Raw genomic sequence first — 20,766 nt, forward strand, 5'->3', positions numbered from 1 at the left:
CTGTGTGTTTCAATTCAATTATTTAACCAACCGGATACCAGTGTATTGCCAGCGTTCATTGGTGTGGAAAAAATTACGATAAGTACTGCGGCTGTGGTCAGGAGAGGTCGCAACCGAGGCGCCTCTGAGTACCATCTGATTGATCATGAACTTACCATTGTATTCTCCGACGGCTCCCGCAGCTTTTGTAAAACCCGGATAAGGCAAATACGAACTATTGGTCCATTCCCATCTCTGTCCCCAGCTGAGCTGTTCAGATGCCACTTCCCACTCGAATTCTGTCGGCAGCCGCATCTGTTTCCACTGTGCAAAAGCAGATGCCTCGTAAAAACTAACGTGACTTAAAATAGCTTTTGGATTTACCTGCTGCAGGCCGGCAAGGGTATAATAAAACCATTCACCGTTCATTTTGTGCCAATACAATGGAGAATTGATCCCGTTTTGAGTAACCCAGGACCAGCCTTCATCCAGCCATAAATTAAAATCCTGATAGCCGCCTGCATCCATAAAGGCTAAATACTCCTCGTTGGTCACAAGCGATTTACTTATTTCAAAATTCTGAATGTAGGTTTTATGTCTGCCAAGTTCGTTGTCAAAGCAAAAATCTTCTCCGGTATATCCTATTTCGTAGACGCCCTCAGTAATTGATACAAAACCATACTCTGGATTCTGACTGTTTACCAGATTATGTTCTGGTTTATAAACAGGAAAAATTGGGTTGTGTCCAAGGATATATTTAACGTCGGTAATCATCAGTTCCTGATGCTGCTGCTCGTGCTGCAAACCAAGCTGAATCAGGGGAAGCATCTTCTCAATAAGCGGACCTGAAAGGAGTTCTAAAACATGCTTGTCGACATAATGCCGGTAAGCATACACATTTTTGATCGTAGGGCGTGTAACATTTCCCCTGTTGGTCCGTACGGTCCGCTCACCGATATTGTTATAATAACTATTAAAAAGGTAGTTAAAAGCAGGGTCAAAAACCCGATAGGTTGGATCGAAGCTTTTTAGTATGAATGTTTCAAAAAACCAGGTAGAATGTGCCAGGTGCCACTTTGGCGGGCTTACAAAAGGTACAGGTTGCGGAACGTAATCTTCTGTTTCAAGCGGTTCGCAAATGGTTTCTGATAGTTTTCGGACGTCAATATATGCTTCCCTAATGTTGGTGGTTGTCATTAGAAATTTAAATTTAATCGATATTTCAAGGTTACATTCAAGGATTGTGCCTAAATAACCAAGAGGTGTGTAAGTAGGTTCGTTTGTGAGGTAAACTTGGGCTAACGACCGAGGTCGGGCATTATTCCTGCTTGGTCTCAGAAGACCGTGTCAGATCAGAAATTGTTTTGATTCCCAACTCATGAGCCTGAGCGCGGCGCATCATAAGCGCGTAGGCATTGTTAAAGCCGATTGGTTGTAACCAGTTTAAATGATACCGAGAGGCAAACTCCGATTTAACAAAATTGAATACACTATCCCGGTTACCAATTATTTGATTCAATTTGGATTTTGAAGGTTTTAAAATAACCAGCAAACCCGTTCCGGTGTACTCCGGATACATGTCAATTTCGTTGTTGGTGAGGGCGTCAAAACATATTTTTGTACCGCCCAGTCCGGTTCTCGTTGCGACTTTCAGATTGGTATTTCCTTCAATCAGCATTTTGTAAATATTGATTAGGATATATTGTTCGGCGAAAATTTTCGAACCCAGTCTTATCGTGCCGCCGTTACCGTTCCGGGGCGCTTTGTATATTTTATTTTTGATTAAAAAATCAAAGGCAACTTTTTCAGGAAGCTGCTTGAGGTAATCGACACGGTAATTCAGCTCGGTCATGACTGAATCGTTTATTTTTCCCGATAACATGTTAAGTGCCGGTTCCAGCTCCGGAAATTTGCTGAGGGTTTCCTGTCTGACCAGTGGCGCAGCATAATAGGGTGGGAAAATCGTTCGGTCGTCTTCCAGAGTAATCAGATCGTAAGCTTTTAATCTGCCGTCGGTGCTATACCCGCTAATCACATCAATTTTCTTTTCAAAGGCGGCTTTGTACATCACCGCATCGCTGATCACTACGGTCGGAATATTGAGTTTGTATTTTGATTTGAGACCAAGATATCCGTCTTCACGTCCCATAAATTCCGGAGTAAAGCCGCCCAGTATTTTTTCTTCTGCATAAGGGAAAATATAAAATGAGGAAAACAAAAGCAGCAAGACAGGAAGGATAAATAGCAGTTTTCTCGTTTTTCTAACATCCGCTTTTTGGATGAGCGAAAGTAAAAAATCCAGGAAGATGGCCAGCAGAGCAGCCGGAATTGCTCCGGCCAGAATCATATTGGTGTTATTCAAGGCGATTCCGCCAAATATAAACTCACCCAGCCCGCCGGCAGCAATATAAGCAGCAAGGGTGGCAACACCTACATTGATCACGGTTGCAGTACGTATTCCGGCCAGGATAACCGGCATGGCCAAAGGCAATTCAACTCCGGAGAGCACTTGCCAGTAATTCATGCCCATTGCCCTGGCAGATTCGGTAATAGCCGGGTCAACTCCGCTAATGCCTGTATAGGTGTTTCGGATAATAGGTAACAGCGCGTAAAGAAACAGGGCTGCAACTGCCGGCAGCGAACCGATTCCCAGCAAAGGAATCATAAAACCCAAAAGGGCAATACTGGGTATAGTTTGTAGAATACCTGCGATACCTAGTACAATCCAGGCAGCTTTTTTTCTTTGTGCGATCCACATTCCCAGGGGCAGACCAACGGCCACGGCAATAAAAAGCGATATACAGGTTAGACCAATATGCGCCAGGGTTTGCTCGAACAACTTATCGGACTGCTGAACGATAAACTGCCATAAGTTTTGCTGCTGATCCATCAGACGTTTTGTTTAATTTCAAGGTAGGCATCCTGCAAAGCAGAAAATGTGACTGTTTTTAAAGAATCGTCACCTGTATGGCTTACTACAAGCTCCCGGGAAGTTCGATCCGATAAAATTTCCATGGCATACCAAAAGCTATCCCGACTTTCAATTTCGGCGCTTCTGCCTGACTGGCTCTCGGGCAGACTATCCCAAATTCGGCTTAATTTCAACGAGCTTAATTCCAATTGCAATTTTTGATGGCTGAAAAAACTTTTCGAAAAAGATCCGGAAGGGTTGAAAATCAATTCTTCCGGTGAGCCGGATTGAACAATTTTACCGTGATCCATCAGACAAATATGTTCGCCCAGTTCAAATGCCTCCTGCACATCATGAGTTACAAGCACAATTGTTTTCCGTTTCAGTTCAGGAAGCAGGAGAAACTCTTTACGAATGGCTGCCCTTGTAATCGGATCCAGGGCGCCAAACGGTTCGTCCATTAACAAAACCGGCGCATCGGATACGAGTGCTCTTGCAATGGCAACTCTTTGCTTTTGACCACCGCTTAGCTCATCTGGATATTTGTTGGAAAATTCCCTGGAAGGTAATTTTAGCTGATGCAATAAATCCTCAGTCCGTTTGTGAATTTTGTCTTTGTCCCATTTCAGTAGTTTTGGAACGATGGCAATATTTTCGGCAACTGTGAAGTGAGGGAAAAGCCCGTTATTTTGGGAAACGTATCCAATACCCCGGCGTAAGATTTCGGGTTTTTCTTCGAAGATATTTTTCCCACCAATTTTTATATTCCCTGAAGATGCTTCAATGAGGCGGTTCAGCATTTTTAAAGTAGTGGTTTTGCCACAGCCGCTTGTGCCGAGCAAAACCATTGTGCTACCTTCTTTCACTTCGAAAGAAATATCGTTCACCGCATGAATGTTACCAAACGTTTTACTAATATTTTCGGCAAGGATCATCGGTGTTTATATCATTATTTAAGCAGTAAGATAGGGATTTATGCTTGAATATGAAATGAAAAGGCTTTTTTCGAACAACGTTGGGTTTTCGAATACTATTGGAAAATGATTACTTTTCAATGGTCATAAACAGGTTATTCAGTGACTCGGCATAAGTCGGATGTGCAAAGACTGACTCCATAATCTGCTCATAAGTTATTCCGCCCATCATAGCCATTTGTAGTATCGAAACGATTTCGCCACCTTGCTCTGCCAGAACCGATGCGCCGAGAATTTTCCCTGTTTTGGCATCAACAACGGCTTTTATCATACCTCTTTCATCACCGGTTTCAATTGATCTTGCTACACTGGAATTGGGCATGGAAGGAATCAGTATATCCAGTCCCTTTTCTATAGCATCCTGCTCGGTTATTCCTATTCGCCCAAGCTGCGGATCGGTAAACATACAATAGGGGACCAGCCGGTTTTTGATTGACGCCTGGCCGTTTTCAAGCAGGTTGGTGCGGATAACTCTGTAATCATCAAAAGAAATATGGGTGAACGCAGGGCCACCTTTTACGTCGCCGAGTGCATAAATCCCTTTTGAAGAAGTTTCAAGAAACTCGTTTACTTTTATATGTCCTTCTTCGTCGGTTTCGACATCTGTCAGTTCAAGTTTGAGATCTGCCGTCTGTGGAATCCTGCCTGTCGCAATCAGCACGTGCGAAAATTTCAAAGTTCTCGCGTTTCCGTCAACATCAATAGAAGCAACAATGGCTTTGGCTGACTGTTTGAAAGAAGTAACCTTAGTTTTTGTGTAAATCTCTATTTCTTCCAACTCAAAAATCTTCTCCATTTCCTGTGAAATGTCCTCATCTTCTTTCGGTATCAGCCGGTCAGAAGGTATGATGATAGTAACTTTGCTTCCCAGCCTTTTGAACATTTGCCCAAATTCAAGTCCTATATAACCACCTCCTACGATCAGCAGGTGCTCTGGTATTTCCTGTATATCAAGAATGGACGTCGAATCCAGGTAGTTGATTTCCGAAAGTCCTTCAATGTCCGGAACCGATGGCTTTGCTCCGGTATTTATGAAGATCATTTCTGCTTTAAATTCTTCCTGGCCGCCATCATTTAAGGAAACAGTGATTTGTTTTTCTCCTGAGAAGGTAGCTGTTCCGTAAATTAGGTCGAGATTTTCAGTCTCTTCAATTCCTTCTTCCGAGTTTTTGCGCATCATATGAACAATGTCATCCTTGCGTTTGAGAATGGTTTTTAAGTCGACTTTAAATTCAGTTACGGTCAGGCCCAATTTTTTGGAATTCGCAGCCGTCCATGCAGCCTTAGCCGAAGCTATCATTGCTTTTGTAGGGGAGCAGCCGTCGTTTACACAGGTTCCGCCTACCCATCGTTTTTCGATGAGCAAAGTATTAAGGCCGGATTCAGCCAGCTTTTTAGATAACGGCCTTCCGGCTTGTCCGGCACCGATTACAATTGCGTCGTATTTTTTCATCTTGGAAAATTGAGAGGAAGACTAATTTGTGTTAAGGTTACTTTTCAATTTTTACACCTTTCCAGAAAGCGATGTATCCCCGGATATTTTCCGCTGCGTATTTTGTTTCAGGGTAGTACCACGCAGAGTCTTTATTGGTTTTTCCGCCAACTTCCAGCGTATAGTAGGAACACTCTCCCTTCCATGGACAGATTGTGTGCGTTTCGGAGTCGCGCAAATATTCTTTTTTTACCGAGTCGGCAGGGAAATAGTGGTTATTTTCTATTACAATCGTATCATCACTTTCAGCAATGACCTCGTTATTCCAAATAGCTTTCATGAAAACGCAGGATTAATTTTTATTTAATGTCTATGAAAAGCATGCCGGAATAAAAAGTTGTGCAGTTAACATATGCTGTCCGGCTGAAAAAATAATGAATACACAGAGCTCTGCAAAGCAACTTAAATACCAGTCAGGAATCTGCAAGTAACCAATAACATCTTTGTAACCGATATTTAAAAAAACTATATTGCCTGCGGAAAGAAACTTAACGTAAAGGAAAACATTTTTCCTAACCCAAATCCATGAATTATCTTAGGGGTGAGCTGTTTGCGAGACTGCAAGGAGATGAATATTTATATGATTTTATAAGAGCGTTTGCGGTTGACGGACTGTTGGTATCGGATACGGGAATTGACGGAAATTATTGGGCAGACAAAACATTATTAAGAACGCTTTACGGATCAGACTACCAAGAGCAAACCAGACTGCCCGATGATTTTCTCCATAAACTTAATGAGATCAGAAAAGTTTTACAAGCAGGTTTGGGTCTTCTGGTAAGCGAAAAATTCCACTACAAGAATAAAGAGAGCGGACTGTCACTGGCAATAAAAACAGAAGTCCTTGGCTCTGCAGCTGGCGGTATTGCAGACAATATTATTCTTTTGGCAGTAAAATTTGGTCATGCTGATGAAAATGAGCCAATACCCGAGCAGAAGCTACAAGATAATGAAGCCATTTATCGCTGGCGCGATCCCGAGATGTTGCTTGCCAATATGCGGGACGTTCTGATCATAATCAGCCCGGAAGGACTGTTTCTCTATGCTTCCCGAAGCTGGACGGAAATCTATGGATATGAAATTGATGAGACGCTTGGTAAATCATTTATTCCTTTTGTACATCCTGATGATCTGGAAATTTGTCTAAAAACATTACAGGACACTGTCACCAGCGGCGTTGCGCTCCCCGGAATTGAGCACCGTATCCTTCACAAAGACGGCAGTTGGTCGTGGAGTCTGACGACGGCAAAGATAGATTCTGAAAGCGGAGAAATTATACTCACCAGCCATGATATTACGCGCTTAAAAAACTCTGAACAGAAACTTCGTGAATTGGCTTTGGTGGCCTCTGCTACCCGGGATTTAATCCTGATCACGAATGAGAAAGGAGAAATTGCCTGGGTAAATGATGCATTTAAGGCTCAGACCGGATATGATGAATTTGAAATAACAGGCAGAAAGCTCTTAGATGTTATAGAGGATTCAGATGCAAAACCGCAGGTGGTGGGGTGTCTTGAAAAGGTTTTGTGTAACCCTGATGTGATGCATGATGAAATCAGGATGTCAAGCAGAGCCGGCATCGCCTTCTGGGTTGAGCTTACCGTGACTTCTGTGTTCGATGCCAACGGCGCCTGTACTAATCTTATTGCGGTAATGCGGGACATTTCGGCGAGAAAAAGATCGGACCTTGAGCTCAAACGCACCAGAGAGATGCTGGAACAAACCAACAGTGTTGCCCGGGTAGGAGGATGGGAGTATTCTTTAAAAGATGAAAAAATTTACTGGACTTCGGTTACAAAAGAAATTCATGAGGTAGAACCCGACTTTGAGCCTACCATGGCCACAGCGATGCTATTTTACAAAGAAGGTCCTGGGCGTGAAAAAATGGAGATGGCTATTCGGGAGAGTCTGGCCAATGGTGGGAGCTATGATATGGAGTTGGAAATGATTACTGCAAGAGGCAATGAAATTTGGGGCCGAATCATGGGCGCTTCCGAATTTCATGATGGAAAATGCATCCGCCTTTATGGAAGTTTTCAGGATATTACCCAGCGCAAGGAAGCAGAAAACAAGCTGTCACAGTCGGCTGAACTGCTTCAAAAACTGACAAATCAGGCTCCCGGTTCGTTGTACCAGTTTCAGCTTTTTGATGATGGCAAAATAAACTTTCCTTATTTTTCAAGCGGATTGACAAAAGATTATCTCCCCAGTTTAAAGGATTTAAATTTTGACCGGGCCCATTTACTGTCTCTGATTCATCCCGACGATGTTAACGGTTTTGTGAAATCTATTTATAAATCCGCTCAGGATTTGGAAAAATGGGAAGAAGATTTCCGAGTACTGATTCCGGAAAATCAGGTTACCTGGCTCAGAGGTGAGTCGTTGCCCGAACGTTTGGAAAACAGCGTGATGTGGCACGGCTATCTCCAAAACATCACACACAGAAAGCAGGCAGAAGATAAGCTGCTAAGGTCAGAAGCGAAGTTCAGAAGTTTATACGATTCGACAAGTGATGCAGTCGTGTTATTCGATCAGAACGGGTTTCTGGACTGTAACGAAGCTGCGCTCAAAATGTTTAATATTGAGAGAGACCCTAACTCGGAGCCGTTACTTTTGTGTAGTATGTTTCCGCTGCATCAGCCCAATGGTGAAGAGTCGGACGTACTATCTAAACGTCACATCGCTACAGCCTACCAGCAAGGGAGTCTGAGTGCGGAGTGGTCATTCATACGCAGAACTGATGATGTTGAAGAAGAGTTTATCAGCGAAGTGCTATTGAATGTCATTGATATCAATGGTCAGAAAGTGATGCAGGCGGTTGTCAGGGATATTACTGCCCGTAAAATGGCAGAGTTGCAATTGAGTGAAGCGCGGGAACATGCAGAAGCTGCCAACAAATTGAAATCTGAATTCCTGGCAAATATGAGCCATGAAATCAGAACACCTTTAAATGGAATAATTGGTTTTACGGATTTACTCTTAAAGACAAGACTGGACGACACACAGCGGCAGTATATGTCCATGGTCTTGCAGTCTGCAAATTCCCTGCTGGAGATTGTCAATGACATCCTTGATTTCTCTAAAATAGAGGCGGGAAAGTTAGAGCTGGTTTGGGAAAAAACCGATTTGCTTGAACTGTGCGGCCAGGTTGCTGACTTGGTAACTTATCAGGCACATCAAAAGGATTTGGAAATTTTGCTTGATATATCTTCTGACATACCTCATTTTATTCATACAGACTCAGTCAGGTTAAAACAAATCTTGCTAAATCTGATGAGTAATGCTGTCAAATTTACACCAAGTGGTGAAATAGAACTTAAAGTAGAGGTAATCTCAGTAAAAGCGGACAATACCCATACATTTAGATTTTCGGTCCGAGATACAGGTATAGGGATTGAGTTGCAAAACCAGCAAAAGATTTTTGAAGCATTCGAGCAGGAGGATTCGTCTACAACCAAGCGTTTCGGCGGGACTGGTTTGGGAATCAACATTTCAAGTAATCTACTTGCCATGATGAATTCCCGGCTTTGTTTGGAAAGCACTGCAGGGGTAGGGAGCCTTTTCTATTTTGATGTTGATTTCAAGCCCGTAGAAGATGAACAGGAGTTTGTCTGGTTAAATTCGGATCGTATCAGACGGGTGATGATCGTTGACGATAACGTAAGTAATGGAAGAATACTCAAACGGATGCTCAGCAATAAAAATATTGAGGCTGACTTTGTCTCCGGCGGCAGACAGGCCATTGATCGCATTGAATCCGGCCAGAATTACGATGTTGTCCTGATGGATTACCATATGCCTGATATGGATGGTCTTCAGACGATCAGTTACCTTAAAAGCAGCATAGGTTATTACCTTCCGGTCATTCTGCTGAACAGGTCGTCAGAAGAGGAGATGCTGGTTCACACCGGAGAAGAGCAGGGCGTGCAGGCCCGGCTGGTTAAACCAGTCAAAATACAGCAGCTTTTTCGCGCATTGGGTGATCTGGATTTTGACAGAAATATGGATGCAAATGCCAAACCTGGCAATAAAATCCAATCAGATCAGTGGCCAATAACGGAAAATTATACCATTTTAGTCGTCGAAGATCATATGATAAATATGCTTTTAGTCAGGACAATGCTTGGGAAAATTTTACCAAACATTAACCTGATTGAAGCTGTGAATGGAGTGCTAGCGGTGGAAGCATTCGTACGGCAAAAGCCTGACCTGATATTTATGGATATTCAAATGCCTGAAATGAATGGATATGAAGCAGCAATTAAGATCAGGAAACTCGAAACAGGTCACAGAACACCGATCATAGCTTTAACTGCCGGGATTGTCAAGGGCGAACGCGAGAAGTGTATAGCCGCAGGAATGGACGACTATTTGACCAAACCGGTTTTAAAAGATACGCTCGAAAAAACAATTCGAAAGTGGTTATTAAACTAAAATGAGCGGTCAGGATGCTGCCGCTCGCTTTTTGTTGACTTATTTGTATTATCCGTTAACTACCTGTCCTCCGTTTGGATGCAGTACCTGGCCGCTGAAATAGGTCGAATCTTCACTGGCCAAAAACACATAACTTGGTGCCACCTCGCAAGGCTGGCCCGGCCGTTTCAGAGGCGTATCTTTTCCGAATTTCTCTACTTTTTCAGGCGTAAAGGTCGACGGAATCAGTGGCGTCCAGATAGGACCTGGTGCTACGGCGTTTACACGAATGCCCTTTTCAGCCAGATTTCCTGACAGTGATCTTGTAAATGCAACGATTGCGCCCTTTGTTGACGAATAGTCAAGCAAAGCGGGACTGCCGTGATATGTCGTTACAGAAGTTGTGTTTATAATTGTATCACCTTCTTTTAAATGCGGCAATGCTGCCTGCGTGATATAAAAAAATGAAAAAATATTTGTTTGAAACGTTTTAGTAAGCTGTTGAGAAGATATATCACCTATATCTTCCTTCGGGTGCTGCTCGGCAGCATTATTTACCAGAATGTTTAATTGTCCAAACTCGGCAACGGTCTTTTCAACCATTTCTTTACAGAAGGTCTCGTCTCTTACATCTCCCATGATCAGAAGACAGCTTTTTCCCTCTGCTTCCACAAGCTCCTTGGTCTTTAACGCATCCTGATCCTCATCCAGATAGCCAATTGCAACATTCGCTCCCTCACGAGCAAAATGAACGGCAACCGATCTACCGATGCCGCTATCGCCTCCTGTTATCAAAGCTGTTTTACCTTCAAGTTTTCCGCTTCCCCGGTAATTTTCGCGAATTACAACAGGTTCCGGGTTCATTGCTTCTTCAATGCCAGGCTGTTTGCTTTGGGTTTGCCCTTTTGTTTCTATTTCAAATTTCATGGTTTTATCATTTAAATGGCGTAAAAATTTTCTTGCCGCATGGTTGGAAACAATGATGCCATAGCCTAAACCAACCGAAATGGTTATTGTAGGGTATTAACTCTGGATAGGTACCTGCGGAAAATTGAGTAAAGAATTTCTCAACCGGCTAAACCATCGACGAATTCAGCTCTTTTCCCGTTTTTTATCAGTTCCTGATGTTTAAAGGCATAATTATAATGATACAAACATCGGTCTGGGGCGCCATGGCGTGTTCCTTTTTATAGGATGCTTGTTAACTTATGACAGATATGGAAACCAAAAGAGTAATCATTGTTGGCGGGGGATTTGCCGGAATCAACCTGGCGCAAAAACTCTCTAAGAATAAAACGTTTGAAATAACATTGGTCGACAAAAATAATTATAACTTTTTTCCGCCTCTGCTCTATCAGGTCGCTACCGGTTTTCTGGAAGCTTCCAATATCAGTTATCCGTTTCGCAAATTTTTCCAGGACAAAAATAATCTCCGATTCAGCCTCGGCGAATTCAAACGGGTAATTCCTGAATTGAACAAAATTGAAACAGACTCTTGTGAGCTTTTTTATGATTATCTGGTTTTCGCTACCGGAACTGAAAGTAATTTTTTTGGTATGGAAAATGTAAAGAAGAACTCGGTGCCAATGAAAACAGTACAGGATGCATTGGTTTTAAGAAACCATGTTTTGATGAATAAAGAAAAAGCCACCAGGACTAGCGATGAGCTAGAAAGAAAAAAGCTGCTGACGATTGTGGTTGCCGGAGCCGGGCCAACGGGTGTAGAGGTTTCCGGGATGCTGGCAGAAATGAACAGAAGTATCTTTAAAAAAGATTACCCGGAGTTGAAAAGGGAAGAAGCGCAGGTCTATCTGGTAGACGCGCTGCCGGTTGTTTTAAACCCGATGACAAAAAAATCGCAGGAGCAAACGCTGCATAAATTAAAGGGGTTAGGAATAAACGTGTTATTAAATCATGCAGTGAAAGACTATGTAGACGACGTGGTTACTTTTGACAACGGAAACACAATTGAGACAAAAACACTGATCTGGACCTCTGGAGTAACTGCTACCAATCTTGAAGGATTGCCCAAGGAGGTTTTAGGTAAAGGAAAACGTGTAATGGTCGACGGATATAACCTGGTTAATGGCATGAGAAATATTTATGCGATAGGGGATATCTGTTTTATGACCGCAGATGAAAAATTTCCGCAGGGGCATCCCCAACTGGCGCAGGTAGCCATTCAGCAAGCCAAAAATCTGTCCGAAAATCTTGAAAGAATCGCTGAAAAGAAAGAACAAAAATTATTCTCCTACACCGATAAGGGAACCATGGCAATTATTGGTGTCAACAAGGCTGTGGCTGACTTGCCTGGAAACATTCATTTCAAGGGATTTATAGCGTATTTTATGTGGCTCTTTGTACATCTGTTCTCGCTTATCAGATATCGGAACCAGGTTAAAACTTTCTACAATTGGCTCGTAGCTTTTTTTACACGCGACCAGTCGCTTAGATTTATTATCGAAACTAAGCCGGACAAGTAATTTTGCCGGCGTAACCCTGAGCAGTATTGCCCATGGTTTATTTCATTCAGAAAACCGTTCAAGTGCTTCCTGCGTGAGTGGTGTAAAAAAGTTAACCAGATTACCATCAGGATCTCTCATTAGCAGCGAGCGGTTACCCCATGGCATAGTCGTCGGTTTCTGAACAACACGGTCTGCAAGAAAACCTGTTAATCGCTGATATGCATCATCCACATCATCGAGACGAAATTCTATTATAACTGAGCGGTTATTTGCTGCACTGGCTACATCGTTTCCTCCAAAAAATGCAAGCGTGCGTATACTTCCAATAGCAAGCGTTGCCAGTGGCGTACGGATTTCGGCAAAATCGTCAGTAAACCTTGTTACCGGCAAGCCGGTGATTTGCCCATAAAAATCAACGAGACGGTTGATGTCTGCGGTAATAATGCGGACTGCGGAAAAATTCATAATAGATGTCATTTGTTTGAATGACACAAAGGAAGAGCAGCTGCGTGACAGCCTTATGTCAGCAGCGCTGAATTTATTTTATCTGTTTACAAGTTCCAGCAGATCTTTTTTAGAGAGTGATTTTAAAATCGAAACGTCTGTTTTGACCAGGTCTTCGGCCAGATCTTTTTTAGATTCCTGCATGGTCATGATCTTTTCTTCAATGGTATTGGGGCAGATCATTCTGACTGCAATAACATTTTTCTTTTGCCCGATCCGGTAGCTTCGGTCGATTGCCTGGTTTTCCACTGCCGGGTTCCACCATGGGTCGACCAGGTACACATAATCCGCCTCGGTCAGATTCAGTCCGGTTCCACCTGCTTTCAAACTAATCAGAAAAACCCGGACATTTTCATTGTTTTGGAAATTGTCAACTCTTGCGGCCCTGTCTTTGGTTTGCCCTGTGAGGTATTCAAAAGTTATATTGCGCGCTAACAGCTGCTCTTTTATCAGATCAAGCATGGTAACGAATTGGGAGAAAACCAAGATTTTATGCTGCGGCGATTTGTTTTCGATCTGTTCGATCAGCACATCAATTTTTGCTGACGCGTTTCCATAGTACAAATCGTCGTTGAGCAAAGCCGGCGAATCGCAGATCTGGCGCAGCTTGGTGAGTCCCTGCAAAACATGCAGGCTTTCTCTTGGAATGTCCAGTTCACTTTTTGTATTCAGAAAATTAAAGAATTCCATTTCATAGGCGTTATAAACCTTCCGCTGTTCTTCGCCCATTTCGCAGTAGAGCACCATCTCGGTTTTATCCGGAAGCTCTTTGGCTACCTGCTTTTTAGTCCTTCTTAACACAAAAGGACTTATCTTCCTTTGCAGATCTCTTGCCCGGTCCTGGTCGTGGAAACGGTCAATTGGGGTAGAGTAGTGATTTTGAAACTGAATCTTATTTCCCAAAAGCCCAGGGCATGCAAATGAAAGCTGTCCGTAAAGATCAAAAGTGTTGTTTTCGACAGGCGTTCCGGTCAGTACGATCCTGTTTCTGGCAGCAAGTAAACGGGCTGCTTTGTAACGCTGTGAATCCGGATTTTTTATCGCCTGCGATTCATCCAGGAAAATATAATTGAAGGTATATTTTTTTAGAAAATTAATATCGGAAAGCAATGTACCGTAAGAGGTCAGGATGATTTCGTAGTTGCCAAAGTCATTGACATCTTTCACCCGCCCGGAACCATATATGGTTAGTACTCTAATACTTGGTGCAAACTTCTCAACTTCCGCCCGCCAGTTGAAAATCAAAGAAGTTGGCACGACGATAAGGTTCGTATTAAACGATTGCTTTTTTCTTTGGGAAAGAACAAAAGCGATAATCTGCAAAGTTTTGCCAAGTCCCATATCATCAGCCAGACAACCGCCGAAGCCAAAGTCATCAAGAAAATTCAGCCAGTTCAAACCTTCTTTTTGGTAATCCCTCAATGTAGCATTCAGCTCGCCGGGAACTGCAACATCCTGAATTGAATCGAAATCGGCAAATCTGGACTTGTAAAACCCAATTTGTTCGCGTACCTCTTTGCTCAACAGTTCTGCCTCATACATTTCGCCAATGCTGGCAAAATTAATTTTTGACGTCCTTATCGTCTCGCCGGTAACTTCGCCGGAATCAAAATAGCTGGCAAATTTTTCAATCCACTCAGCTGGTAAAATTCCCATTGTACCGTCGTCGAGAGCAATGTATTTACTTTTATTTTTAACGGCTTTATGCAAATGTTTTAATGTGACTTTTTGCTTTCCAAACTGAACGCTGGCAGTTGTATCAAACCAGTTAATACCGCTCACAACATGGATTGTGATCTTGGGCTTATTAGAATTGAGCTTGTTTTTGTTTAGTTTGTTAAAACCTAAAACCTGAACATTCTGATTTTTCCACTCCTCAAAAGTATCCAGGAACCATTCTTCGTTCAGGAAAATGTCTTTATGCAGGTAGAAGAAATGTCGTTCCGGCTGATCCTGAAAATCAGCATGAAGCCTTGTCAGAGAAGTTGAAAAGCGGAGCTCTTCATCCTGATCCCTTTCGACCGTAAAAGGATAGCCATGATTATCGGTTGAGTAAATTTGCTTTTTTGAAAAAACCGATACCTCCACGCCTCCGTATTTCATTACCGGTGTGATCAGTACATAATTGCCAAAATCTTCCAAATAAATAATCTTTTGCACGGCGTCATTAAAGCCATTTTCTTCCCTTTGTATTTCCGTCGCCGGTTTCAAAAAAGAATAGGTCAGCCTGATCTTATCTTCCAGCTTAGAAAGCACAGTGGTTCTGAACTCTTCAAATTTGGCATGAAAGATGATTATTTTCTGGTGGTGTTTTTTGAAAAACGAGATTACCTGAAGCACATCAGGATTGTCGATCAGATAAAGCGTATCCTGGGCGAAAACGAAGTAGTCGTAGCGAAGCAGTAATTTTTCCAGATCTAAAGTTTTTTCAGCCAGCAGCAGCTTGCCTGAAACTTCGTAAAACTGATCCTTTTGATCTACGTTAATATGAAGATCAAGATAGGTCCTGACGATCCTGACCGGTTCCAGCGAGGATGCGCTTATGTTTTCCGAAGCGGCTAAATTATGATAGTAGAACTCCAGTTGAGAGGGATTTTTGACGATCGACTTTAAGCCTTCCAGATCCGTCTCCGGTTTTTTCTCACGATGGTGATTTTGAAATCTGGCAACAGCAGAAAGAAATTTAAGCTGTTCGGCATCATCCACATTCCATAAAATATCAAGCGGATTAACCAGGTTTAGCGGATTTTTGATTTTGCCGTCCTTGGTTGTCTGCGCTTCAAATAGAGAAATGTAAAACTGATCGTAATATTTATGCTGACCGATGACGACAATCATTTTTGACTTTTCTGCCGTCTCCTGCGCATTTTGCAAATGCAATGATTTGATTGGCAGCAGCTGGTTCTCCAAAAGCGTTACCGAAGCCGGGTTGACAGCAAGCAGCTCTTTTTTTCGCGGTTTTACAGTCAGTGTCCGGTTTGCATACTCCAGCTCAAAGTAAAGATCAACATCCGGCTCGTTTTCCAGTCCGTATTCAGCAGCTACTGGTTTTATCTTTTCAATTCTTGTTTTTTTATCAAAAAAAGCCCGCAGGTCTTTTCGGTCCATCAGGTTGTAAAGTACACGTGTCTGATGTTCGCAAAGTTTCTTCTTAGGTATTCTACATTCACAATGCAGGTGAAGATCCTTGCCGGTTTGATTTACAGTTACTTCTATTGTATCAGCAAAACCCGACTGAATATTGAAAACTGCATCGTCGATACCGATGAATTTTGGCTGCAGATCAAAATAGCCGCGGCTTTCTGTCTCCGGAAGCTGGGCACTGTGTTGCAGCAAATGGCTGTTAGTCAATGCAGAAACCGTAAGATTTACAAAAACAAAATCATGCAGTTCTGAGAACGATCCATCGTTTGTTTGACTGTTCAGCATTCGCGATTTCTCTGGGAGATTAGTTTTAATATTTAATAACTCTTCAAAACGCTTTTGATAACAGAATCTTTCTGAGCCGGCGTAAAGTTGTAATTGTATTTATAAAGTGAATTTTCCCAGTCTCCATAGACAGGATTTGGCAAAACAATAAAGCGCTTTCCGAATTCAGAAGCAGATGCAATCGTGTTTTTTGCTCTTTCCTCTGAAGTTTTTTTATCAAACAAAACGCTGAAGTCACCTAAGTTATCACCGATCAGCATGACAATATCATACTTTTCGGCGATGGCCTGACGACGCGGTTCCTTGGAGGAGACCGCTCCTTTTAAAATGAGCTGTTCATTAACCGCATCCGGAAAATCCTTCTGGACCAAATTGGCCAGTGTGCCTTTTCGTTCTGTTTCAGCACGGTTAGTAAGGTAATATATTTTTACACCTTTTGAAGAAGCATACTTTAAAAATGACCTGGCTCCGGGAACAGTATCAGCCTTGGCGAGGGCGGTCCATTCCTCCCAGGATTTTTGTTCATAATCCTTACCAACCAAAGATTGTTTTACATCGTATGGACTATTATCCAGGACGGTCTCGTCAATGTCGGTTACGATTGCAAGGGGTTTGTTATGTGTCAGCAGCAAAGCCTGATCCAGTCTTATTTTGGCCAGGTTGTAAGCCTGAAAACATAGCGCCTGATACTCGGCAGCCCGCTGTTGAAAAAGTGAAGCCAATAACTTGCCGTTAGCGGTAATATTTTGAGCTGCAGGCGGCGATTGGGGTATTTTTGCAGTCGTACATCCGGCAATCAGCACTGCAAGTAGGATAAAACATTTTTTCATAAGACAAAGTAAGGCATAAAAAACTAATAAAATTAACGAAATTGCACAGTGCCGAAGCAGGTGCGGGGTGTAGAGAAATCAATTTGAAATAAAACAGAAATCATGAAAATAGGAATCGCAGCAGACCACGGCGGATACGAATTAAAGGAGAATCTTAAAACATTTTTAAGCTCAATTGGCTATCAGGTTCAGGATTTTGGCGCCTTTCAAATGGATTCGAAAGATGACTATCCCGATTTTGTTATTCCGCTTGGAAAGGCAATTGTTGCAGGTGAGGTGGATCGTGGCATCGCTGTCTGCGGAAGCGGGGTAGGCGCTTCTGTTGCAGCCAACAAACTTACCGGCGTAAGAGCCGCGCTGATCAATGATCACTTCTCGGCGCATCAGGGTGTGGAAGATGATAATCTGAATATGCTTTGTCTGGGCGGACGGGTAACGGGCACCATGGCTGCACAGGAACTGGCTATCGCATTTTTAAAAGCTGAATTTACCGCAGAGGAGCGGCATCTGCGACGTTTGGCAAAGGTGGCGAAGCTCGAAGGCGAAAAGTAAAAAAACAGGCCTTCACTTTCAATGCCATCCGATCGGGTGGCATTATTATTTTGCGGGAAATTTTAATGAAATATATTTTTTGCCACCACACAATTAAGCTGCTCTTATTGTTTTTGCTTTGTTTAACGCAATACGTGCAGGCCCAGCAGCCCGTAGCAGATTCAGCGCGCTCTGTTCCTTCTGATTCACTTTCTGTGTTGGATAGCATTCCAAAGCCGAAACAGGTGCTGATCGATACGGTCCGTTATCGTTTTATAGGTGACGGCAATTTTACAAGGGGTAATGTCAACCGCAGCCTGGTGGTCTTACGTGCTGAATTGCTGTTTAGTGGCCCTGTGATATCTATCGCGACAAATCCAAGATTTACCTATGGCAAACAAAGCGGGATTCTGGCAGAAAGAGACAGCTATGTCGATTTGTTTGTGGATGTTTTTAAGAAGAAAAAAACATACGTTTTTGGCCTGGGGATTTTGGAAACCAGCAATTTACGCAGAATCAGACTTCGGCAAATGGGAGGAGCCGGGATCGGTTACCGGCTGATGAAGAGTGCCAATAACGACCTGTCCCTGACCAATGCGATATTGTTTGAGTCTACTAATTTTGTTGAGCTCCCAACCGTGACTACGCTGAGGAATTCTTTTCGGGTCAAGGGTAAACATTCATTGCTGCAGGATAAAATCAGGTTTAACCACATCACCTTTATACAGCCCGCACTCAATGATCTTTCCAATTTGAGATGGAATACGATCTTTTCTGTCGAGTTGCCCCTGAATAAGTTTGTGACGCTGAGAACGAGTTTTGAAAATTCTTTTGAAAGTGTTGTGGAAGCAACACGTAAGAAAAACGATTCGCGACTGACGTTCGGTATTTCAATCGGCAATAAGTAAAAACCGTAGAAAATCTCCACAAAACCTAAATGACAAGAAGAAACAGGAGAGTTTGTGACGAATTTTGTTCAAAAAAATAAATTGAATTTCAAAGCACTTGCCGACCCCGATTTCCCATGCCCCAATCCCTTTACCCTAAATTATATTTGTAAGGGAGATTCCGTGAATTTTATGTCTTGTTCTTAAATCGATGATTATATCTGAGGTATTATACGCTTTATCCCAGCATACATTTCTTTAACCACAAACATGAGAGAGTCAAACGACAATCGCCGCAAGTTTATCAAAAACTCTGTAACCACAGCTGCAAGCCTGCTTATGTTACCAACGTTGCCATCAGAAGCGATTGCATCTGTTGCCAATGAGACATTTACAGAAGAACAGGAACAAATTGTGGCACCAAGAATAAAATTTTCGGTCATCGGAATTAACCATGGCCATATTTACGGTCAGGTTGAAGCCGTTGTAAGAGGCGGTGGAGAACTTGTTTCATTTTATGCAAAAGAAACAGATCTGGCCGCGGCTTTTACGAAGCGTTATCCGCAGGTGAAGCAGGCCGCCAGTGAGAAAGAAATATTGGATGACAAATCCGTTCAGTTGGTGTTAAGTTCCGGCATTCCCGATGAGAGAGCACCGCTGGGCGTTCGGGTGATGAAAAGCGGAAAAGACTACATGTCGGACAAACCCGGGATTACTTCGCTGGAACAACTTGCTGAAGTGCGCAAAGTACAAAAGGAAACCAAGCGTATTTACTCCATTATGTATAGCGAGCGTTTGGAAAATCGTGCAACCGTCAAGGCAGGTGAGCTTGTAAAGGCAGGTGCAATCGGAAAAGTAATACAAACCATTGGCCTTGGTCCCCACCGTATCACGCCCAATTCGCGTCCAGAGTGGTTCTTTGACAAAAAACGTTTTGGTGGCATTATCTGTGACATCGCATCGCATCAGTTTGACCAGTTTTTGTTTTTTACAGGATCAACAAAGGCAGAAGTTGTGGCGTCTCAGGTTGGTAACGTAGCCCATCCGCAATATCCCAAATTTGAAGATTTTGGAGATACAATGCTTCGCGGCGACGGTGGCAGCGGATATATCCGGGTTGACTGGTTTACCCCGGACGGGCTGAAAAGCTGGGGCGATGGACGACTAACAATTTTGGGGACAGAAGGTTATATTGAACTCCGTAAAAATATCGACATTGCCGGGCGCGACGGCGGCAACCATTTATTTTTGGTTAACAACAAAGAAACCCAGTATATCGATTGTAGCAAGACAGAACTTCCGTATGGCAAACAATTGGTAGATGACGTGATCAACCGCACCGAAACAGCCATGTCTCAGGCGCATTGCTTTCTGGCAACCGAACTGGCATTGAAAGCACAAAAAAATGCTCAGAACGTTCATAGCCTGAAGGCTTAATATCTAATAGACTTGAAAAGGCAGGGAAGTGTCAAAGTGTTTTTCATTTTGACACTTCCCTTTTTATTCTGCATATATCATCTTTCTTGTCATTCCGCCATCTATCACCAGGTTTGTTCCGGTAATGAAATCGTTTTCCGGATTAGTCAGATATAAACAGGCGCGGGCAATATCATCTGTTTTTCCTACACGTCCCGCAGGGTGTTGCTGGTGATCGGTCCGGCTTAAGTTGCTGTAATCCCCCGTCTGAATCCAGCCAGGACTAATTGCGTTTACCATAATGTGATCAGGGCCCAATGAAATAGCAAGCGCGTGTGTCAGCGCCAGTATTCCGCCTTTTGATGCTGCATAAGCTTCGGTATCGGGTTCCGACATCAGCGCTCTAGTGGAAGCGATGTTTATGATAAAACCACCATTATTCATTTTCATGATTCTGGCAGCTTCTCTGGAGCAAAGAAATGTGCCTCTCAGATTTGTATTAATTACATAATCCCAGTCGTCAACAGAAAGATCGTAGACGGATGCTGACTTTCCCAGACCGGCATTATTAATTAAGATATCGACACGCCCGAATTTTTCAGCAGCTGTTTTAATCCCGGTGACGATTTCATCGGGATTGGTAAGATCGATTTTTAGTGAAAGTGCCGTGCTTCCGGTTTGCTGAATCTGTTTTTGTGTGTCTGCAAGGCCTTCATCGTCCCGGTCCCAGATCACTAAATTCGCACCTTGCTGCGCATACGTCAGCGCGACAGTTTTGCCAATGCCGCTTGCCGCACCGGTAATGAGAACTACCTTATTTTTATACAACTGCATGTTAATCCTGTTTAAAGTTGACTATCTCGTGTGCTAAAATATCGTGCAAGTATTTTGTTGAATGGTAAGATCAGCTACGATAACCGGGCATTGGCACAGTT

Annotated in this window: 15 protein-coding genes; 5 read left to right on the plus strand and 10 right to left on the minus strand. The window is 42.9% G+C overall.

Annotation, left to right across the window (positions count from 1 at the left end; translation table 11 throughout):
* Positions 1 to 18: 18 nt before the first annotated feature.
* The 5 genes from egtB to E0F88_RS12740 form a co-directional block, all read right to left on the minus strand.
* Positions 19 to 1,176 (minus strand): ergothioneine biosynthesis protein EgtB, encoded by a 1,158-nt coding sequence (gene egtB, locus E0F88_RS12720; protein WP_131958634.1) that lies wholly within the window; start codon positions 1,174 to 1,176, stop codon positions 19 to 21.
* A gap of 121 nt (positions 1,177 to 1,297) precedes the next feature.
* Positions 1,298 to 2,869: an ABC transporter permease/substrate-binding protein gene (locus E0F88_RS12725; protein WP_131958635.1), complete on the minus strand. Its 1,572-nt coding sequence runs from the start codon at positions 2,867 to 2,869 to the stop codon at positions 1,298 to 1,300.
* Positions 2,869 to 3,825: an ABC transporter ATP-binding protein gene (locus E0F88_RS12730; protein ID WP_131958636.1), complete on the minus strand. Its 957-nt coding sequence runs from the start codon at positions 3,823 to 3,825 to the stop codon at positions 2,869 to 2,871. The genes E0F88_RS12725 and E0F88_RS12730 overlap by 1 nt, the downstream gene beginning before the upstream one ends.
* Before the next feature lie 109 nt (positions 3,826 to 3,934).
* Positions 3,935 to 5,317: a mercuric reductase gene (locus E0F88_RS12735; protein ID WP_131958637.1), complete on the minus strand. Its 1,383-nt coding sequence runs from the start codon at positions 5,315 to 5,317 to the stop codon at positions 3,935 to 3,937.
* Positions 5,318 to 5,354: 37 nt separating this feature from the next.
* Positions 5,355 to 5,636 carry a DUF427 domain-containing protein gene (locus E0F88_RS12740; protein WP_131958638.1) on the minus strand — a complete coding sequence of 94 codons (282 nt, stop codon included), beginning with the start codon at positions 5,634 to 5,636 and terminating at the stop codon, positions 5,355 to 5,357.
* A gap of 245 nt (positions 5,637 to 5,881) precedes the next feature.
* On the opposite strand from E0F88_RS12740, the gene E0F88_RS12745 reads away from it, so the two are divergent.
* Positions 5,882 to 9,790 carry a PAS domain-containing hybrid sensor histidine kinase/response regulator gene (locus tag E0F88_RS12745; protein WP_131958639.1) on the plus strand — a complete coding sequence of 1,303 codons (3,909 nt, stop codon included), beginning with the start codon at positions 5,882 to 5,884 and terminating at the stop codon, positions 9,788 to 9,790.
* Between the two features lie 48 nt (positions 9,791 to 9,838).
* On the opposite strand, the gene E0F88_RS12750 is transcribed toward E0F88_RS12745, so the two are convergent.
* Positions 9,839 to 10,696 carry an SDR family oxidoreductase gene (locus tag E0F88_RS12750; RefSeq protein WP_131958640.1) on the minus strand — a complete coding sequence of 286 codons (858 nt, stop codon included), beginning with the start codon at positions 10,694 to 10,696 and terminating at the stop codon, positions 9,839 to 9,841.
* A gap of 290 nt (positions 10,697 to 10,986) precedes the next feature.
* Between E0F88_RS12750 and E0F88_RS12755 the strand changes: the two genes are divergently transcribed.
* Positions 10,987 to 12,252 (plus strand): NAD(P)/FAD-dependent oxidoreductase, encoded by a 1,266-nt coding sequence (locus tag E0F88_RS12755; protein WP_131958641.1) that lies wholly within the window; start codon positions 10,987 to 10,989, stop codon positions 12,250 to 12,252.
* Between the two features lie 42 nt (positions 12,253 to 12,294).
* On the opposite strand, the gene E0F88_RS12760 is transcribed toward E0F88_RS12755, so the two are convergent.
* The 3 genes from E0F88_RS12760 to E0F88_RS12770 form a co-directional block, all read right to left on the minus strand.
* Positions 12,295 to 12,699 carry a VOC family protein gene (locus E0F88_RS12760; protein WP_131958642.1) on the minus strand — a complete coding sequence of 135 codons (405 nt, stop codon included), beginning with the start codon at positions 12,697 to 12,699 and terminating at the stop codon, positions 12,295 to 12,297.
* Between the two features lie 78 nt (positions 12,700 to 12,777).
* Complete coding sequence (locus E0F88_RS12765; protein ID WP_131958643.1) at positions 12,778 to 16,167, minus strand: DEAD/DEAH box helicase; 3,390 nt, start codon at positions 16,165 to 16,167, stop codon at positions 12,778 to 12,780.
* Positions 16,168 to 16,199: 32 nt separating this feature from the next.
* On the minus strand, positions 16,200 to 16,997 hold the full coding sequence (locus tag E0F88_RS12770) for a 5'-nucleotidase, lipoprotein e(P4) family (RefSeq protein WP_131958644.1): 798 nt from the start codon (positions 16,995 to 16,997) through the stop codon (positions 16,200 to 16,202).
* 102 nt (positions 16,998 to 17,099) lie between these two features.
* On the opposite strand from E0F88_RS12770, the gene E0F88_RS12775 reads away from it, so the two are divergent.
* The 3 genes from E0F88_RS12775 (at position 17,100) to E0F88_RS12785 (ending at position 19,852) form a co-directional block, all read left to right on the plus strand.
* Entirely contained in the window at positions 17,100 to 17,549 is a 450-nt protein-coding gene (locus E0F88_RS12775; protein ID WP_131958645.1) for an RpiB/LacA/LacB family sugar-phosphate isomerase, read from the plus strand.
* 65 nt (positions 17,550 to 17,614) lie between these two features.
* Positions 17,615 to 18,436, plus strand: coding sequence for a DUF481 domain-containing protein (locus E0F88_RS12780; RefSeq protein ID WP_131958646.1), 822 nt, complete (start codon positions 17,615 to 17,617; stop codon positions 18,434 to 18,436).
* A 249-nt stretch (positions 18,437 to 18,685) separates the two neighbouring features.
* Positions 18,686 to 19,852, plus strand: a complete 1,167-nt coding sequence (locus tag E0F88_RS12785; protein WP_131958647.1) for a Gfo/Idh/MocA family protein — start codon at positions 18,686 to 18,688, stop codon at positions 19,850 to 19,852.
* A gap of 63 nt (positions 19,853 to 19,915) precedes the next feature.
* Here E0F88_RS12785 and E0F88_RS12790 read toward each other — a convergent pair whose 3' ends face one another.
* Positions 19,916 to 20,665, minus strand: a complete 750-nt coding sequence (locus tag E0F88_RS12790; RefSeq protein ID WP_131958648.1) for an SDR family NAD(P)-dependent oxidoreductase — start codon at positions 20,663 to 20,665, stop codon at positions 19,916 to 19,918.
* Between the last annotated feature and the right edge of the window lie 101 nt (positions 20,666 to 20,766).

Origin of the sequence: Dyadobacter psychrotolerans (assembly GCF_004349265.1) — a bacterium.
In the GTDB taxonomy this organism is placed as follows: Bacteria; Bacteroidota; Bacteroidia; order Cytophagales; family Spirosomataceae; genus Dyadobacter; species Dyadobacter psychrotolerans.

What these genes read in the sequence shown, in the direction of transcription:
- egtB (WP_131958634.1), bottom strand. Translation starts at nt 1,176, where the DNA reads ATGACAACCACCAACATTAGGGAAGCATATATTGACGTCCGAAAACTA.
- E0F88_RS12725 (WP_131958635.1), bottom strand. Translation starts at nt 2,869, where the DNA reads ATGGATCAGCAGCAAAACTTATGGCAGTTTATCGTTCAGCAGTCCGAT.
- E0F88_RS12730 (WP_131958636.1), bottom strand. Translation starts at nt 3,825, where the DNA reads ATGATCCTTGCCGAAAATATTAGTAAAACGTTTGGTAACATTCATGCG.
- E0F88_RS12735 (WP_131958637.1), bottom strand. Translation starts at nt 5,317, where the DNA reads ATGAAAAAATACGACGCAATTGTAATCGGTGCCGGACAAGCCGGAAGG.
- E0F88_RS12740 (WP_131958638.1), bottom strand. Translation starts at nt 5,636, where the DNA reads ATGAAAGCTATTTGGAATAACGAGGTCATTGCTGAAAGTGATGATACG.
- E0F88_RS12745 (WP_131958639.1), top strand. Translation starts at nt 5,882, where the DNA reads ATGAATTATCTTAGGGGTGAGCTGTTTGCGAGACTGCAAGGAGATGAA.
- E0F88_RS12750 (WP_131958640.1), bottom strand. Translation starts at nt 10,696, where the DNA reads ATGAAATTTGAAATAGAAACAAAAGGGCAAACCCAAAGCAAACAGCCT.
- E0F88_RS12755 (WP_131958641.1), top strand. Translation starts at nt 10,987, where the DNA reads ATGGAAACCAAAAGAGTAATCATTGTTGGCGGGGGATTTGCCGGAATC.
- E0F88_RS12760 (WP_131958642.1), bottom strand. Translation starts at nt 12,699, where the DNA reads ATGAATTTTTCCGCAGTCCGCATTATTACCGCAGACATCAACCGTCTC.
- E0F88_RS12765 (WP_131958643.1), bottom strand. Translation starts at nt 16,167, where the DNA reads ATGCTGAACAGTCAAACAAACGATGGATCGTTCTCAGAACTGCATGAT.
- E0F88_RS12770 (WP_131958644.1), bottom strand. Translation starts at nt 16,997, where the DNA reads ATGAAAAAATGTTTTATCCTACTTGCAGTGCTGATTGCCGGATGTACG.
- E0F88_RS12775 (WP_131958645.1), top strand. Translation starts at nt 17,100, where the DNA reads ATGAAAATAGGAATCGCAGCAGACCACGGCGGATACGAATTAAAGGAG.
- E0F88_RS12780 (WP_131958646.1), top strand. Translation starts at nt 17,615, where the DNA reads ATGAAATATATTTTTTGCCACCACACAATTAAGCTGCTCTTATTGTTT.
- E0F88_RS12785 (WP_131958647.1), top strand. Translation starts at nt 18,686, where the DNA reads ATGAGAGAGTCAAACGACAATCGCCGCAAGTTTATCAAAAACTCTGTA.
- E0F88_RS12790 (WP_131958648.1), bottom strand. Translation starts at nt 20,665, where the DNA reads ATGCAGTTGTATAAAAATAAGGTAGTTCTCATTACCGGTGCGGCAAGC.